We start from the raw sequence: 16635 nt of genomic DNA, 5'->3' as shown, positions 1-16635 counted from the left end.
TGGTCGTTGGTCGACTATCAGTGGAGGCGGAAAGATCATGGGTCAGGTTCTGGACAACATCTCTCAGTTTGCCGACGAGATCCGCGCCGACGGAGTCGAGGGCGACAAGCTGATGCGCTTGACGGACGGCAGCGCGAAGCGACTGCGCGACTCCGGTGTCATCCGGATGTTGCAGCCGAGGGAGTTCGGCGGGCTCGAGGTGCATCCGCGTGAATTCGCCGAGACGGCAATGGCTATCGGTGCGATGGACGGTGCTACCGGCTGGGTCAGCGGCATCGTCGGTGTGCATCCGTGGGAGCTTGCGTTCTTCGACCGCAAGGCTCAGGAAGAGGTGTGGGGAACCGATCCCGATACGTGGATGGCGTCGCCGTATGCGCCGATGGGCGTTGCGAGGCCGGTCGAGGGTGGGTACATCCTCAACGGCCGCTGGTCGTTCTCCTCGGGAACTGATCATTGTGACTGGATCATGATCGGTGCGATGGTCGGTGACGAGTCCGGTAAGCCGTTGATGCCGCCGAAGCACCTGCACGTGCTGTTGCCGCGCTCCGATTACGACATCGACCAGGACAGCTGGAACGTCGTGGGCCTGCGCGGAACCGGTTCGAAGGATCTGATCGTCAAGGACGCGTTCCTGCCCACCTACCGCACGATCGACGCCGGAAAGGTGTACGACGGAACGGCATGGAAGGAAGCGGGCCGTACGGAGACGTTGTACAAGTTCCCGTTCTCGTGCATCTTCCCGCTCGGTATCACCTCGTCGTTGATCGGTATCGCCGAAGGTGCGTTGGCGTGCAACATGGCGGCGCAGCGTGAGCGGGTGACGGTCAGTGGTGTTCCGATCAAGGAAGATCCGTATGTGCTGTTCGCGATCGGTGAGGCGGCGGCCGAGATCGCTGCTTCTCGGGCTGCGATTTTGGAGACGGTGGATCGTTTCTGGGACATGACGGAGAAGGGGCAAGAGGTTTCGTTCGAGCTTCGTGCGATCGGTCGGCGTACGCAGACTGCTGCGGCGTGGCGGGCGGTGCGGGCGGTGGACGAGATCTTTGCTCGTTCCGGTGGTGGGGCTTTGCAGTTGAGCACGCCGATGCAGCGGTTCTGGCGTGATGCTCATGCAGGTCTGGCGCATGCGATTCATGTGCCCGGTTCCATTTTCCATGCGTCGACGCTCTCGCAGCTCGGTGGCGAGCCGAAGGGCATCCACCGGGCAATGATCTGAGCCGTCCTGGGGACACCCGGAGGTGTCCCCATCGCGGTTTTCGTGGGGGTCGATGAGCATGTCGGTGAATCTGGTCGATGACCTCGGACTGTCCGCAGAACCCGCATCGGTGTGAGCGCCAACGCGCAATGTGGGTTATAGGACAAACACCGATAGGCTGGCGGTCATGGCTGAGTTCATTTACACGATGAAGAAGGTGCGCAAGGCGCACGGTGACAAGGTCATCCTCGATGACGTCACGATGAGCTTTTACCCCGGCGCGAAGATCGGTGTCGTCGGACCGAACGGCGCTGGTAAATCCAGCATCCTCAAGATCATGGCCGGACTGGACCAGCCGGGCAACGGCGAGGCCTTCCTGGCTCCGGGCGCGACCGTCGGCATCCTCATGCAGGAGCCGGAGCTCGACGAGACCAAGACCGTTCGCGAGAACGTCGAGGACGGCCTCGGTGAGACGATGGTCCAGCTCAAGCGATACAACGAGATCGCCGAGCTGATGGCCACGGATTACTCCGACGAGCTCATGGAAGAGATGGGCGAACTGCAGGAGAAGCTGGATCACGCAGACGCGTGGGAGATCGACTCGCAGCTCGAGCAGGCTATGGACGCCCTGCGCTGCCCCCCGCCGGAAGAGATGGTCACCCACCTCTCCGGTGGTGAGAAGCGACGCGTTGCACTCTGCAAGCTGCTGCTGAGCAAGCCCGATCTCCTGCTCCTCGATGAGCCCACCAACCACCTCGACGCAGAATCGGTCCTGTGGCTCGAGCAGCACCTCGCTGCTTACCCCGGCGCAATCCTCGCCGTGACCCACGATCGTTACTTCCTCGATCACGTCGCACAGTGGATCTGTGAAGTCGACCGCGGACGCCTGTACCCATACGAGGGCAACTACTCCACCTACCTGGAGCAGAAGGCTGCACGCCTCGAAGTTGCCGGCAAGAAGGATCAGAAGCTGCAGAAGCGTCTCAAGGACGAACTCGCCTGGGTTCGTTCCGGCGCCAAGGCCCGTCAGGCCAAGAACAAGGCTCGTCTCGATCGCTACGAGGAAATGGCGAACGAAGCCGAGAAGACTCGCAAGCTCGACTTCGACGAGATCCAGATCCCGGCACCGCCGCGTCTGGGTGACGTGGTCGTGGAGGTCTCGAACCTCGACAAGGGCTTCGACGGCCGCGTTCTGATCAAGGACCTCTCGTTCACGTTGCCGCGCAACGGAATTGTCGGCGTCATCGGCCCCAACGGTGTGGGTAAGACGACGCTGTTCAAGACCATCGTCGGTCTCGAGGAGCCTGATGCCGGTGAGGTCAAGATCGGTCAGACGGTCAAGCTGAGCTACGTCGACCAGAACCGTTCCGGCATCGACCCCAAGAAGACGGTTTGGGAGACAGTCTCCGACGGGCTCGATTTCATCGTCGTCGGCCAGACCGAGTTCCCCTCGCGCGCGTACATCAGCTCGTTCGGTTTCAAGGGCCACGATCAGCAGAAGCCGGCCGGCGTCCTCTCCGGTGGTGAGCGCAACCGCCTGAACCTGGCGATGACGCTCAAGCAGGGCGGAAACCTGATCCTGCTCGACGAGCCCACCAACGACCTCGACGTCGAAACCCTCGGCTCGCTGGAGAACGCTCTCGAAGAGTTCCCCGGCTGCGCCGTCGTGATTTCGCACGATCGCTGGTTCCTGGACCGCACCTGTACCCACATCCTCGCGTGGGAAGGTGGCTTCGGCGACAACGAGGCAGCCTGGTACTGGTACGAAGGCAACTTCGAGGGCTACGAGGCGAACAAGGTCGAGCGACTCGGCCCCGACGCCGCGCGCCCGCACCGCGTCACTCACCGCAAGCTCACCAGGGACTGATCCGGTGTCCGACGTATACACAGCGCAGATCCAGGTCCGGTGGGGCGATTCCGACCGGTTGGGTCACGTCAACAACACGCGTTACGTCGAGTACATGCAGGAAGCTCGCATCCAGTTCCTGGAAGCGAAACTGGCGCCGCTCGGCGGCCGGCCGGGATACCTCGTGGTTCGAAAGATGACCATCGAGTTCCTCAGGCCGGTCACCGATCGGTCCGGTCCCTTGAACGTGGAGATCTTCACGACTCACGTCGGGACTTCCTCGTTCACGGTTCGTCACATCATCCGTGACAACGCGGGTGTCGAATGCGCATTCGGCGACGCGTTGATGGTCGGATTCGACACGGTGTCCGAAAAGTCCAGACCGCTGGCGGACAGCGAACGCGCGGTGCTCGAAGCATCGCTTGTTCAGATGACGACATCGTAGATTTCGTTTCTCAGTTCACCCTAGGTGCTGGTTGCCGCGGCTAGTCTCGAGTCAGAGATTGGTCGCGGCGATCAGAACCCACAAGGATGTGAGCCAGGAATGACAGACCGTGTACGGCAGCAGGGCACAGGCCTCGACGAAGCGACGTTGTTGACGCGTCTTCGCGAGGCCTTTTTCACGCATATCGACGAGGGTGACAGCGACGACGTCATCAACGGTCGATCGGATCGAGTCCTGCTCGCGCATCTTGCGCTCGGGCGGCAACGGACACCGGGCACGGCCGTATGGCGTGTGTACCGCCCGTCAGGATCCGAGGGTCTCGGCGCTGCCGTCCAGATCGTCACCGACGACATGTCGTTGCTCGTCGAGTCCGTCACGGCGATGCTCAACCGACAAGGTGTGGGAATCAGTCAATTCGCCCATCCGATCCTGACCGTCGAACGCGATGACTCGGGCAATCTGATGTCCTTGGGCGACAGCGGTATCCAAGAGTCCTGGATGCACGTCCAGTTGGATTCCGAAGTCGAGGATTCCGCTCTCGACGCGATCGAAGCGCACCTCGGCAAAGTGCTCGCAGACGTCCGCCAGGTGGTTGGCGACACCCCGGACATGAAGGCATTGCAATTGCGCATTGCCGACGAGTTGGCGAGCGCCGCCGAAACCGCCACCGGCAGGATCACCCCCGAAGAGTTCTCCGACACCGCTCGACTACTTCGGTGGATGGCCGACGGAAATTACGCCGTTCTCGGGTACCGGCGATTCGAGGGCACGAAGGACGGTTCACGTACGGTCGCGGGTAGTGGACTCGGTGTGCTGCGCTCCGACGCGGTCACCGAGGGCCCGATGAGTTTGCCTCCCGTCGCAGATCTCCCGGATCGACCGCTTCTGGTCCTGACTCAGGGATCGTTCCCCGCCACGGTGCACCGCGCTGTCTACCCGTACTTCGTGGGCGTCTCGATCCTCGACGACAACGGAAACATCGTGGGGGAGCACAGGTTCCTGGGAGTGTTCACCGTGGTCGCACTCCACGAGAACGTCCTCGCGATTCCCCTGATCGAGCGCCGCGTCCGCGAAGTAATCGCGCGTGCCGGTGTCGACCTGCATTCGTACTCCGGCCAGGCGATGCTCGAGGTCATCCAGTCGTTCCCGCGCACCGAGTTGTTCTCGAGCGATGCCGAGACCTTGTTCGAGACCGTGCACGCCGTGCACAGCATCGGATTGCGTCGGCAAGTGCGACTTTTCGTCCGCGAGGACACGTTCGGCCGCTTCGTGTCTTGCCTGGTGTATCTACCTCGCGACCGGTACACGACGCGGGTTCGGCTGGCGATGCAAAGCCTGTTGTGGCGCGAATTCGGACCAGGCACAGTCGATTACACCGCCCGGGTTACCGAGAACGATCTTGCGTTGTTGCACGTGACGATCCGGCGCGATCCGGCCAGCGAGCCGGTTCATCTCGATGTCTCCGAGGCCAACCGCGAGCGAGTTCAGGCGCTGTTGACCGAAGTCAGTCGTAGCTGGGACGACCGCATCAACGACCTTGTTCGAGAAAGTCCGGGCGTGGATCCGGAACTGGTGCAGCGGTATTCGCGGGTACTGCCGGACGGATACAAAGAGGACTTCGAGCCGTCGCGGGCGCTCGCCGACATCGCCAGGCTCGAGGCGTTGGCACCGGGCGCGATCGACGTGCTGCTCTATCGCGCCGTCGACTCCGCGCCTGGCGCCTGGCGCTTCACCCTCTTCGTCGGCGGCGACGGTATCTCGTTGAGCCAGGTCCTGCCGGTGCTGCAGTCACTCGGCGTCGAAGTTCTCGACGAGCGGCCGCACGTCGTACAGCGCCTCGACGGCGTTCAGTGCTGGATCTACGATTTCGGATTGTCGGTACCGGCGGATCTTCGGGCGTCGGTCGAGATCGACCTCGATGCGCAGGTGCCACTCGAGACCAGTACCGCCCCGCTGACCGAGGTCCAGAAGCGCTTCACAGCCGCGTTCGGCGCAGTCTGGTTCGGCCGGGCAGAAGCTGACCGATTCAACGAGTTGGTTCTGCGCGCCGGTATGTCCTGGCGTCAAGCCGTGGTGCTGCGCGCATACGCAAAGTATCTGCGGCAGGCCACATTTCCGTACAGTCAGTTCCACATCGAAGGAATCGCGCTAACGCATCCGCAGACCGCGTTTGCATTGGTGCAGTTGTTCGAGGCGATGTTCGACCCCGAGAAACAGGACGACATCCGCGTCGCGGAATTGGACGAGCAGTTGCGTGCGTCCATCGACGAGGTACTCAGCTTGGATGCCGATCGCATTCTGCGTGGAATGTTCTCGTTGGTGAAGGCGTCCTTGCGTACCAATTTCTACGTCGTCGACGCCGATGGTCGTTCTCGTGACTACCTGTCGGTCAAGCTCGATCCCTCACGGATCAGCGAGTTGCCCAAGCCGCGGCCGGCTTTCGAGATCTACGTGTACTCGCCCGAGGTCGAAGGCGTGCACCTGCGATTCGGCGCCGTCGCGCGCGGCGGGCTCCGCTGGTCCGACCGGCGCGAAGATTTCCGCACCGAGGTGCTGGGCTTGGTGAAGGCGCAGGCCGTCAAGAACGCGGTGATCGTCCCGGTCGGCGCCAAAGGCGGCTTCGTCGTGAAGAATCCGCCCTTGCCGACGGGCGATCCGGCCGCTGATCGAACCGCGACGCTGGAAACCGGCAAGGCCTGCTACACCACGTTCATTTCCGGATTGCTCGACATCACGGACAACGTGCACGCCGCCACCGGCGAAGTTGTGACGCCGGATCGAGTGGTACGCAAGGACGATCAGGATCGCTACCTCGTCGTCGCCGCAGACAAGGGCACGGCGACGTTTTCCGATCTCGCGAATTCGGTTGCCGCCAAGTACGACTTCTGGCTCGGCGACGCGTTCGCTTCCGGCGGTTCCGTGGGATACGACCACAAGGGCATGGGTATCACCGCCCGGGGCGCCTGGGAAAGCGTCAAGCGGCACTTCCGCGAACTCAGTGTCGACACGCAGACCGAGGATTTCACGACGGTAGGCGTCGGCGACATGAGCGGTGACGTGTTCGGCAACGGAATGCTGCTCAGTCGCCACATCCGACTGGTGGGCGCGTTCGACCATCGACACATCTTCCTCGATCCGAATCCTGACGCAGCGAGTTCGTTCGTGGAGCGTCAACGGCTCTTCGAGTTACCTCGGTCGTCGTGGGCCGACTACGACACCAGCCTGATCAGTGAAGGCGGCGGGGTCTGGGATCGCACGGTCAAGTCGGTCCCGATCGCCGAAAGCGTACGGGTCGCACTGGGGTTGGCCGAGGGAGTCACGAAGCTCTCTCCGCCGGAGTTGATGCAAGCGATCCTGTCGGCGCCGGTGGACCTACTCTGGAACGGCGGAATCGGTACGTACGTCAAAGCGTCGACGGAGACCAATGCGCAGGTCGGCGACAAGAGTAACGACGCCGTACGAGTCGACGGTCAAGATCTGCGGGTCAAGGTGATCGGTGAGGGTGGCAACCTCGGCGTGACAGCCCTGGGACGAATCGAGTTCAGCGCCAACGGCGGTCACATCAACACCGACGCCATCGACAACTCGGCCGGCGTCGACTGCTCCGATCACGAAGTGAACATCAAGATTCTTCTCGATTCGCTCGTGCGCTCGCAGTTGCTGCCGTCACCGGAACGCAATCCGCTACTGGCGTCGATGACCGATGACGTGGCCGCATTGGTGTTGGCGGACAACATCGCTCAGAACGCGCTGCTCGGAATCTCACGGGTGACCGCGCCGCAGATGCTCGGTGTTCACCGCCGTCAGTTGACGGACTTGAGCAAAGCACGTGGCCTGGACCGCAAGCTGGAGGCGTTGCCGACCGACAAGGAGATCGAGCGTCGACTCGAGGCCGGTGTGGGTCTGACGTCGCCGGAACTGGCGACGCTGACGGCGCACGTCAAGCTTTCACTCAAGGACGATTTGCTCGCAACCGAGTTGCCGGACAACGATTTCTTCGCCCAGCAGATCCCGCAGTACTTCCCGACCGCTGTTCGCGATCGGTTCGAAACGGAGATCAAGGCACACCCGTTGCGTCGGCAGATCGTGGCGACGATGCTCGTCAACGAAGCGATCGACAACGGCGGAATCACCTACGCCTACCGCTTGGCCGAGGAGACTGGAGCGAGCAGTACCGACTCGATTCGCGCCTACGCTGCTGTGCGGGAGGTCTTTGCACTCGACGAGGTGTGGTCGCGAATCCGCTCGGCGGGCGTCAGTGCAGAGATCGAAAACGAGTTGATCGTGGAATCATGCCGACTGCTCGACCGGGCGTCGCGATGGTTCCTGGCCAATCGGCCCCAGCCGATCGCAGTCGGCGCCGAGGTTGCGCGTTACTCGGCAGCGTATCGGGCGACGGCCCCGCTGGTTCCCGGACTGCTCGCCGGCCATCAGCTCGACGATCTGCTGGTGCGCGCGCAGTCGGTGATCGACCGTGGGGCTCCGGAAGCGTTGGCGCTGGACGTGTTCCGGCTGCTCGACGTCTACTGCCTGCTCGACATCGCGGATATCGCCGACATCGCAGATCACGACATCACCGAAGTCGCGGAGCTGTACTACGCCTTGGACGCGCATCTCGGAATCGACTGGTTGCTGAGCGCGGTCTCGGGACTCGAGCGCGGCGATCGTTGGCACTCGCTCGCGCGGCTCGCGTTGCGAGACGACCTCTACAGTTCGCTTCGGCAGCTGACGATGGAGGTTCTGGCCGGCGGCGAGCCGGGGGAGTCGCCGCAGGAAAAGATCGACGAATGGGAATCGACCAACGCCTCGCGCCTGAGCCGGGCGAGGGCAGCTCTCGTCGAGATCTTCGAGTCTGGGACGCTTGACCTCGCGACGCTCTCGGTGGCGGCGCGTCAGGTTCGTAGCATGGTGCGCAGCATGGGCACCCGATCGGAGGTAGGACGTTGAGCGAAGGATTCCACGCCGAAGTAGTGGTTCGGTGGTCCGACATGGATGCCTTCCAGCACATCAACCACGCACGAATGGTGACGTTGCTCGAAGAGGCGCGGATTCCTTGGTTGTTCGAAGACTCGCGCCCGACGGTCACCCTGCGTGACGGGGCCGTGATTGCCGATCTCCATGTCCGGTACCGCGGCCAACTGCGGCACGACGATTCACCGCTCGACGTCTTCATGTGGGTGGAAAAGGTGCGCGCGGTGGACTTCACCATCGCGTACGAAGTTCGCCCGCGCGGCGCCGATCTCAGCGTCCCGCCGTCCATCGTGGCGTCGACTCAAATAGCGGCCTTCGACATCGACACGCAACGTCTGCGCCGTCTCAGTGGCCCTGAGCGCGAGTACCTGGAGAGCTGGCAACGTGCATGAACGTGTACTGACCGTGCCCGAGGAGTCCGAGCGAAAGAACTTGGCCGGCTTCATCGGTCATGCACTGCGCTTGGACGAGTCCACGGTCATCCGGATGCGTCGACGTGGAGATGCCCACCTGAGTGTCTGGGCACCAACGGGTTTCGACGCTCTGGCAACGCGAACCGTGGCGGGCACCATCAACCCCGACGACACCTCGGCTGCCGGGGATCAGTTGCTCGCGGCCGTGGAGCAGGCAACGGGTGAGCTGATCGATCCGGGGTTCGCTATGGATTCGGCGTGGCGTGGGGCGTTGCCGCCCACGGAGGGCTTCGAGCACCTGGACGACGTGCCCGCCCGGGTGCTGATCGAACTGGCCCAGCGGGGCAACGCCTTGGCCCAGGAGCATGGCAGCAGTCACGGGCCGCCGGCGTCGTTGCTCGATCAGGACGTACTCGAGGTCAGTGGTCCGTCCGGCACGGTCGGGATCTCGATGCGAGTTATCTTTGCCTTGACCGCAATGGGATTCGTTCCGCACGCCGGATCCGAAGCGATGACCGCCGACATCGACCTCGAGCAGATCGACGCGTCGGAGTTGGTTCGGGTGCGGGCAAGCAAATCCTGGGTGCGCCTCGATGCACGATTCGGCTCGATCTACCGTCACCGCGGAGGTTCGATACCCCTGATGGTGGCACGGTAGGAGTTCAGGCGGCGGGTGCGGTGGTCTCTCAGATCAGCCACGCCGCCGCATTGACGGGCAGTTGACCGTCGACCAGAGGCGCACTGCTCAGTAGAAGCTGCCCGCTCGGCAGCGCGATGGGCACCTCCGTCGTGTTGAGGGCACAGATCAGACCACCACGCCGACGGAAAGCGAGGCAGCCGGGAGGACTGCCGTACCAATCGATGTCGGTTCCGGAGAACTCCGGCCTGGCGCTTCGAAGTTCGAGGGCGGCGCGATAGAGCGAGAGCATCGAGTCCACGTCCTCGATCTGCGCCTCCACGGTGAGCGTCGACCACTCGGGTGGCATCGGCAACCAGGTGCTCGCACCGGTGGTGAAACCGAAGGGTGGTTCGGTTCCTTCCCACGGAAGGGGCACGCGGCAACCGTCACGTCCGCGCTCGGTATGTCCGGATCGTTCCCAGACCGGGTCCTGCAGTGCGTCGTCGGGAAGGTCGACGTTCGGCAGACCGAGTTCGGCTCCGTTGTAGATGAAGCTCGCGCCCGGGAGCGCCAGCTCGACGAGGATCATTGCCCGGGCGCGGTGCGTCCCGATCTCGCCCCCGCCGTAGCGCGTGACTTCACGTTCGACGTCGTGGTTCGACAGTGTCCACGTGGGCACACCTCCGACCTCGGCGACAGCTGCGAGGGAGTTTTCCACGGCCTCGCGGACGGACTCGGCCGAGAACCCGGTTTCTGCGAGTCGGAAGTTGAATCCGAGGTGCAGTTCGTCAGGCCGGATGTATTCGCCGAACTTCTGGTTGTCCTTCACCCAGATCTCGCCGACGGTCATGGCCTCCGGGAACTCGTCCATGACCTTGCGGATTCCGCGGTGGATTTCGTGAACGGCCGGGTTGTTGAACCGCGGGTCGTCGTCGGAATTTCGCATGAGCTCGTTGAGCTCCCAGTCGTGGTCCGGCAAACCGTCAGGCTTGGCCATTCCGTGCGCCACGTCGATACGGAATCCGTCGATTCCGCGTTCGAGCCAGAAGCGCAGAGTCTTGGCGAGGTCGTCGAAGACCTCGGGGTTGTCCCAGTTCAGGTCCGGCTGCTCCTTGGCGAAGATGTGCAGGTACCACTGACCGGGTTTTCCGTCGGCTTCGATGACGCGGGTCCATGCCGGGCCGCCGAAGATGCTCGGCCAGTTGTTCGGCGGTTCGCTGCCGTTCTCACCTTTACCGTCTCGGAAGATGTAGCGGGATCGCTCCGCAGAGCCGGGCGCCGACGACAGAGCCGCCTTGAACCACTCGTGCTGATCACTGGTGTGGTTCGGGACCAGATCCATGGTGACCTTGATTCCGCGTTCGTGAGCCGACGCGATCAGCGAATCCATCGTCGCCAAATCGCCGAACAAGGGATCGATGTCGCGAGGATCCGAGACGTCGTAGCCGTGGTCGGCCATCGGTGACTTCATTACCGGGCTCAACCAGATCGCGTCGATACCGAGAAGCTCGAGGTATCCGAGTTTCTCCTCGACTCCGCCGAGGTCGCCGATACCGTCACTGCCCGAATCGGCAAAGGAACGCGGGTAGATCTGATAGAAAACCGCCTCGTTCCACCACGGTGCTTCGGGCCGGCTTACAGAGGACGAATCCGCGGGGGTGCTCACAGCAGTTCATAGTGCCAAACGTCCGGCACTCGCACGACTTGGACACGGCAAAAGCGTGACTCTTTACCTAGCCTTGGTGTACTTTGCATTGACGCGGTCACGCCATGTGGCAACTGTGGTGTTACCGCCGGGGGTGATGTATCGAAAATTCAACCAAGGGGGCTTGGCCATGACTTTGTCGGCAATCGAAGCGGTCAGTTTGGATCACGTGCTGCTCGATCATGATCCGATCAACCGGGACTGGATAATCTCCGGCACACCAGCTGCGCGGTCGGCGCAATGGTCGGTGAGTAAAGACGGCACCACGACCACGCACGTCTGGGATTGCACGAAGGGACGGTTTCGCTGGTACTTCCAGGCTGACGAAATCGTGCACATCATCGAGGGCTCGGTCACTGTTCAGGCCGACGGAATCGCAAAGCGGACCCTGGGCGTCGGTGATGCCGCACTCTTCCGTGCGGGCAGCTGGTCGGAGTGGGAGGTCGACGAGTACGTGCGTAAGCATGCAATCTTGAGTTCGCCGCTTCATCCCACAGTGTCGTTCGGGGTACGAGCAGCCCGCCGGGTTGCGCGTCTGTTCAGACCGAAGGCGAAGTAAACGCTCAGATGGCGGAGTTCACCATGGACGCAGCTGCCATCTCCATGTAGTCGATCAACTGCTTGCGGTGCACCGGGCTCAGAGTTTTCTCGTCGATGGACGCGATGGCGACGTGCATGCACCGCAACCAAGCATCACGCTCGATCGGGCCGATCACGAAGGGATTGTGGCGCATCCGCAGACGCGGGTGCCCACGCTCCTCCGAGTACGTGTGCGGCCCGCCCCAGTACTGCTCGAGGAACATCCGCATTCTCCGCTCGGCCGGGCCGAGATCGGCCTCGGGGTAGAGCGGGCGCACAACCTCGTCCTTCGCGACTTCTTCGTAGAATCGCGCGGTGAGCTTGTGAAACGTCGCGGCTCCGCCGACGGCGTCGTAGAAGGTCTGCTGCACGTCGTGCTGTACGTCATTCATGGCAACTTCCATTGTGCCTGACGGCCGTAGTGGTCGGTTTCCGGGTCGACGACGGTTGTATCGAGTCGGAGTGCGTACCCATTCACCGGAAATTCACCGGCCGTCCTGGCAATTTTGTTCGAAATGGGAGTGCGTAACGCGATCATCCGTGGTCAACTTGGGGGCAGTCTCCCGGAGGTCGTATGAAGAACCGACATGCTGCACGCAATCACCGACAACTCCAGCCCACTAGCGCGCGGAACGACCACGCGTTAGGGGCTGTTCTGGAAGTTGTTCCTGACGGGTTCGCGCACACTGCCGACCCACTCTTTTCCGAAGAACATTCTCACCTCGAGATGTTCCCTCCCGATCGCGTCGTCCCCGAGTGGGTAAAACGTCGGGTGCTACTGCTCAACGTCACGTACGAACCGCTGACCGCCCTTCCTGCCAGGCGCGCGGTCGTACTGATGGCCTGCGGCAAGGCCGATACCGTCCACGAGGACGAACAAGGCCCGGTAGTCCATTCTGCGGACTGGTCGGTGCAGGTTCCCTCGGTCATTCGATTGCGCACCTACGTGCGTGTCCCTTATCGCGCCCGCATTCCGATGACCCGCGCCGCACTGATGCATCGTGACCATTTCCGATGTGCCTACTGCGGAGCCAAAGCCGAAACCATCGACCACGTTGTTCCTCGCAGCAGAGGTGGCGGACATTCGTGGGAAAACTGCGTCGCGTGCTGTGCCCCCTGCAATCACCGCAAGGCCGACAAGATGCTCAGCGAACTCGGATGGACCCTCCGCGCGGAATTGGTTCCGCCGTCCGGCCCGCACTGGCGTCTGCTCGCGGCAACCAAGGAATTGCATCCGGCGTGGATGCCGTATCTCGGCGTGGGCGCAGCCTGAGCTTTGTTTCGGCGTGGGCGCAGCCTGAGCTTTGTTTCGGCGTGGGCGCAGCCTGAGCTTTGTTTCGGCCTGGGCGCGGCCTGAGTCGTGTTCCAACGCCGCCGAAACGAAATTGGCCGAGAATTTGTGGCCCTGACGCTTTCCTTCCTGGCGTTCTGGGCTACGTTATCTGGTGTGAGCATTCTCGAGGTAGTACTGATATACGTTGGGATTCCGGCCTTGATCACCGCGTTCTTCGCGGCTGCGTCCTTCCTCGGGAAGAAGACGCCGGGACCGGTTCCGCCGGCGTTCCATCTCGGTGAGTCGTGGGATCACGCTCCCGTGCTGTGGAGTGCTGTCGACGAGGTCACCGTTCGCGGTGGCCATCACGGCAGTGCACACGCAATCGAAGCCGGTTCGGCTGATCTGATCGGAGGGTCCGCAAGTGGCAAGTGGTGATCATTCGACCGCGCTCGCAGTAGCGCCCGAGGACCTGCCGGTCGGCAGCGTCGTCACGTCCAGCGGACGTGTTTCCGGTGTGCATCGCATCGGTGAGCCGTTCACCGACGACCTTCCGTTCGAGACCATGGATCTGGTCGCGCTCGACGTCGCGATGACCGAAGCAACTCGGGCCACCAAGGTGCGATTCAACGCGTACATCGGTGATCTCGGTTCTGATCCGGCAGCGGGGGCCGACGCACTGTTCCCGACGACGCCAGAAGCCGAGCGTTCCGTCCTGATCGCAGTCTCGCCCAACCAGCGCACCGTCGAGGTACGCAGCGGGCGGGCAATCGCCGATCGGGTCACCGATCGCGTTACGCAGCTCGGAGCAACGGCAGCTGTTGCATCCTTCAGTGAAGGCAACCTGATCGACGGACTGATCAGCGCCATTCGCGTTATGGCAGCCGCAATTTCGGCGCCCTGACTTGTAAGACACAGGCCGGTGCCCGCTTCGATTCGTGAGAATCGACGCGGGCACCGGCCTTTCGCATGTCAGCTTGCGTCGAACTTTCGTGCTGCGAGTGAACGAACCACACCGGCCTGGCCTTCGACGACCAGACGGCGCAATGCGGGAGGGATGTCGCCTTCGAGGAATCGGTCTGCTGCCGCGACGGATTCTTCGGAGATCGACCACGCCGGGTAGAGCCCGATGACGACCGTCTGTGCCACCTCGCTCGAGCGTCGTTCCCACACCGCCGCGATGTCGGCGAAGTAGCGGGAGACGAAGGGCTCGAGCAGTTCGTCCTGGCCCTCGCGAGCGAACCCGCCGATGATCGATCGTGCGGTGATGTTCGGCACCGAGTCGTCGCCGACGACCTTCGCCCAGACCTCTTCCTTGACAGCGGCCTGCGGACGTCCGGCCGCGGCGGCCGCGGCTTGACGAGCGCCCGCAGCGGTCGGGTCACGCTGGGCTTCGGCGTCGATGAACGGCGTTGCGGTTCCTTCGGCGTCGATCTCGCCGGCAGCTGCGAGTGCCCCGACGATGCGCCAGCGCAGGTCGGTGTCGACGATCAGGCCGTCGAGCCCGACGGTGGAGGGATCGGCATCGAGCAATTCGCGCAGTACCTCGGTGTGCCACGGCGAGAGCGCAGCACCGGTGAGTGCGTTGACGAATGCCAGCTGGTGGTCGGAACCGGCCTCTGCCTCACGTGCGAGTTCGAGCAACCGATTGGCGAAGCTAGTCCAGCCTTCGGCCTCGGCCCAGTCGGGATCGGCATAGGAACCGATGGCGGTTTGGGCTTGGAGCAAGAGGCGTTGCACCACACCGACTTCGGTCTCCGAACTGATTCCGCGTCCGACCAGTGCGACGAAGTCGCGTGCCTTCAGTTCGGCTTGGCGGGTCATTTCCCACGCCGCCGACCAGACCAGGGTGCGGGGGAGTGAGTCGGTGATGTCGCCGACCCGCTCGATCGCCGTCGCCAACGATTCGGGATCGAGTCGCACGGAGCCGTACGTCAGATCGTCGTCGTTGACCAGCACGAGCGCACCGCGGGCGACGCCGACAAGTTCGGGAACAACCGTGCTTTCCGCAACATCGAGGTCGAGTTCGACGCGATGGGTGCGCACCAACTTGCCGTCGACGTCGTCGTAGATTCCGATGGCGATCCGGTGGATTCGACGCTCACCGGCGCCGGGGGTAGCACCGTCCTGCAGGACGGCGAAGCGGGTGAACTTTCCGTCCGCGTCGACGTCGAAGTCGGGTCGCAGGATGTTCAGGCCGGTGGTCTTGAGCCACTGCCGACCCCAATCGGAAAGATCACGGCCCGAGGACTTTTCGAGTGAACCCAGTAGATCGTCGAAGGTTGCGTTCCCGAAGGCGTGCTCACGGAAGTATTCACGCAGTCCGGCGAGGAACGGCTCGAGTCCGACGTAGGCGACCAACTGCTTGAGGACGCTGGCGCCCTTGGCGTAGGTGATGCCGTCGAAGTTGACCTCGACGGCGGCCAGGTCCGGAATGTCCGCGGCAATCGGGTGCGTCGACGGCAACTGGTCCTGGCGATAGGCCCACGACTTCTCGACGTTGGCGAACGTCGTCCACGCGTTCGTGTACTCCGTGGCCTCGGTCTGGCACAGGACCGAAGCGAAGGTCGCGAACGACTCGTTGAGCCACAGGTCGTCCCACCACGCCATCGTGACGAGATCGCCGAACCACATGTGCGCCATTTCGTGCAGCACGGTTTCGGCGCGACGCTCGTACGAGTAGCGGGTCACCTTGGAGCGGAAGACGTAGTCCTCGAGGAAGGTAACGGCGCCGGCGTTCTCCATCGCGCCCGCATTGAATTCGGGGACGAAGAGCTGGTCGTACTTGCCGAAGGCATAGGGAACACCGAAGTTGCGGTGGTAGAAGTCGAATCCCTGCTTGGTCTCGGTGAAGAGCCGCTCTTCGTCCATGAACTCGGCCAGCGAAGCGCGGCAGAAGATTCCGAGTGGAATGTCGCCGTGATCGTCGGAGTAGTTGTCGGTCCAGTGGGCGTAGGGACCGGCGATGAGCGCCACCAGGTACGTGCTCATCTTCGGGGTGGTCCGGAAGACGTGCTTGCCGGGATCGGCGGCGAGGGTCTCGACGACCGCGGAGTTGGAGATGACTTTCCACGACGTGGGAGCGGTGACGCGGACGTCGAACGTCGCCTTCAGATCAGGCTGATCGAAGCACGCGAACATGCGCTTGGCGTCAGCCGTCTCGAACTGTGAATAGAGGTAGACGGCGTCATCGGTCGGGTCGACAAATCGATGCAGTCCCTCGCCGGTGTGGGAGTAGATGCAGTCGGCCTCGATGACCAACTCGTTGTCGGCAGCGAGGTCGGGCAGGCTGATGCCCGTCGACTCGTCGTAACCGGAGACGTCGAGTGCCGTTCCGTTGAGGACTGCGGAATGGACTCGGGCAGCGACGATGTCGATGAAGCTGCTTGCCCCGGCCGTAGCCGTGAACGTGACGGTGGTCTTCGAAGAGAACGTCTCTTCGCCGGGTGCGTCGTTGCCGTCGGTGAGATCGAGTTCGATCAGGTAGTTCTCGACGGTCAGGATTGCTGACCGTTGCGCTGCGGTTTCGCGTGTCAGGTTCGGTGCGACCACAAAGATCTCCTCGTTGATGGTGCGGATCTATTGCGTC

Annotated in this window: 13 protein-coding genes; 10 read left to right on the top strand and 3 right to left on the bottom strand. The window is 62.9% G+C overall.

The features are described from left to right. Positions 1-37: 37 nt before the first annotated feature. From ACFQ6Y_RS22910 to ACFQ6Y_RS22885, 6 genes are all read left to right on the top strand, one after another. A complete protein-coding gene (locus ACFQ6Y_RS22910) occupies positions 38-1216 on the top strand; it encodes an acyl-CoA dehydrogenase family protein (protein ID WP_378637479.1) in 1179 nt (392 codons plus the stop codon). Between the two features lie 166 nt (positions 1217-1382). Next, entirely contained in the window at positions 1383-3062 is a 1680-nt protein-coding gene (ettA, locus tag ACFQ6Y_RS22905; RefSeq protein WP_007730925.1) for an energy-dependent translational throttle protein EttA, read from the top strand. 4 nt (positions 3063-3066) lie between these two features. Next, a complete protein-coding gene (locus ACFQ6Y_RS22900) occupies positions 3067-3486 on the top strand; it encodes an acyl-CoA thioesterase (protein ID WP_378449741.1) in 420 nt (139 codons plus the stop codon). A 99-nt stretch (positions 3487-3585) separates the two neighbouring features. Continuing rightward, positions 3586-8433 carry an NAD-glutamate dehydrogenase gene (locus ACFQ6Y_RS22895; RefSeq protein WP_378637473.1) on the top strand — a complete coding sequence of 1616 codons (4848 nt, stop codon included), beginning with the start codon at positions 3586-3588 and terminating at the stop codon, positions 8431-8433. Next, positions 8430-8849: a thioesterase family protein gene (locus ACFQ6Y_RS22890; protein ID WP_003944573.1), complete on the top strand. Its 420-nt coding sequence runs from the start codon at positions 8430-8432 to the stop codon at positions 8847-8849. Before ACFQ6Y_RS22895 ends, ACFQ6Y_RS22890 begins: the two co-directional genes overlap by 4 nt. Continuing rightward, entirely contained in the window at positions 8842-9528 is a 687-nt protein-coding gene (locus ACFQ6Y_RS22885; RefSeq protein WP_378537970.1) for a hypothetical protein, read from the top strand. Before ACFQ6Y_RS22890 ends, ACFQ6Y_RS22885 begins: the two co-directional genes overlap by 8 nt. Before the next feature lie 28 nt (positions 9529-9556). On the opposite strand, the gene ACFQ6Y_RS22880 is transcribed toward ACFQ6Y_RS22885, so the two are convergent. Beyond that, the gene (locus ACFQ6Y_RS22880) at positions 9557-11155 is read right to left on the bottom strand and encodes a glycoside hydrolase family 13 protein (RefSeq protein ID WP_378637464.1); all 1599 of its coding nucleotides are present in this window, start codon (positions 11153-11155) and stop codon (positions 9557-9559) included. Between the two features lie 163 nt (positions 11156-11318). Between ACFQ6Y_RS22880 and ACFQ6Y_RS22875 the strand changes: the two genes are divergently transcribed. Further along, on the top strand, positions 11319-11753 hold the full coding sequence (locus tag ACFQ6Y_RS22875) for a cupin domain-containing protein (RefSeq protein ID WP_378537975.1): 435 nt from the start codon (positions 11319-11321) through the stop codon (positions 11751-11753). Between the two features lie 4 nt (positions 11754-11757). Here ACFQ6Y_RS22875 and ACFQ6Y_RS22870 read toward each other — a convergent pair whose 3' ends face one another. Next, positions 11758-12165, bottom strand: a complete 408-nt coding sequence (locus ACFQ6Y_RS22870) for a globin (RefSeq protein ID WP_378537978.1) — start codon at positions 12163-12165, stop codon at positions 11758-11760. A 182-nt stretch (positions 12166-12347) separates the two neighbouring features. Here ACFQ6Y_RS22870 and ACFQ6Y_RS22865 point away from each other — a divergent pair, with 182 nt between their 5' ends. The 3 genes from ACFQ6Y_RS22865 to ACFQ6Y_RS22855 all read left to right on the top strand — a co-directional run bounded on the left by ACFQ6Y_RS22865 (position 12348) and on the right by ACFQ6Y_RS22855 (position 13950). Then, the gene (locus tag ACFQ6Y_RS22865) at positions 12348-13046 is read left to right on the top strand and encodes an HNH endonuclease (RefSeq protein WP_020908239.1); all 699 of its coding nucleotides are present in this window, start codon (positions 12348-12350) and stop codon (positions 13044-13046) included. A gap of 174 nt (positions 13047-13220) precedes the next feature. Beyond that, entirely contained in the window at positions 13221-13484 is a 264-nt protein-coding gene (locus ACFQ6Y_RS22860; protein WP_007730943.1) for a hypothetical protein, read from the top strand. After that, positions 13471-13950, top strand: coding sequence for a DUF5130 domain-containing protein (locus ACFQ6Y_RS22855; RefSeq protein ID WP_019749092.1), 480 nt, complete (start codon positions 13471-13473; stop codon positions 13948-13950). Before ACFQ6Y_RS22860 ends, ACFQ6Y_RS22855 begins: the two co-directional genes overlap by 14 nt. 68 nt (positions 13951-14018) lie before the next feature. On the opposite strand, the gene pepN is transcribed toward ACFQ6Y_RS22855, so the two are convergent. After that, the gene (pepN, locus tag ACFQ6Y_RS22850) at positions 14019-16598 is read right to left on the bottom strand and encodes an aminopeptidase N (protein ID WP_378637460.1); all 2580 of its coding nucleotides are present in this window, start codon (positions 16596-16598) and stop codon (positions 14019-14021) included. Positions 16599-16635 lie beyond the last annotated feature (37 nt).

The organism is Rhodococcus sp. NPDC056516, assembly GCF_042794655.1.
In the GTDB taxonomy this organism is placed as follows: Bacteria; Actinomycetota; Actinomycetes; order Mycobacteriales; family Mycobacteriaceae; genus Rhodococcus_F.
The sequence above is the reverse complement of the archived record's forward strand: the minus strand, read 5'-3'. Positions and strand labels throughout refer to the sequence as shown.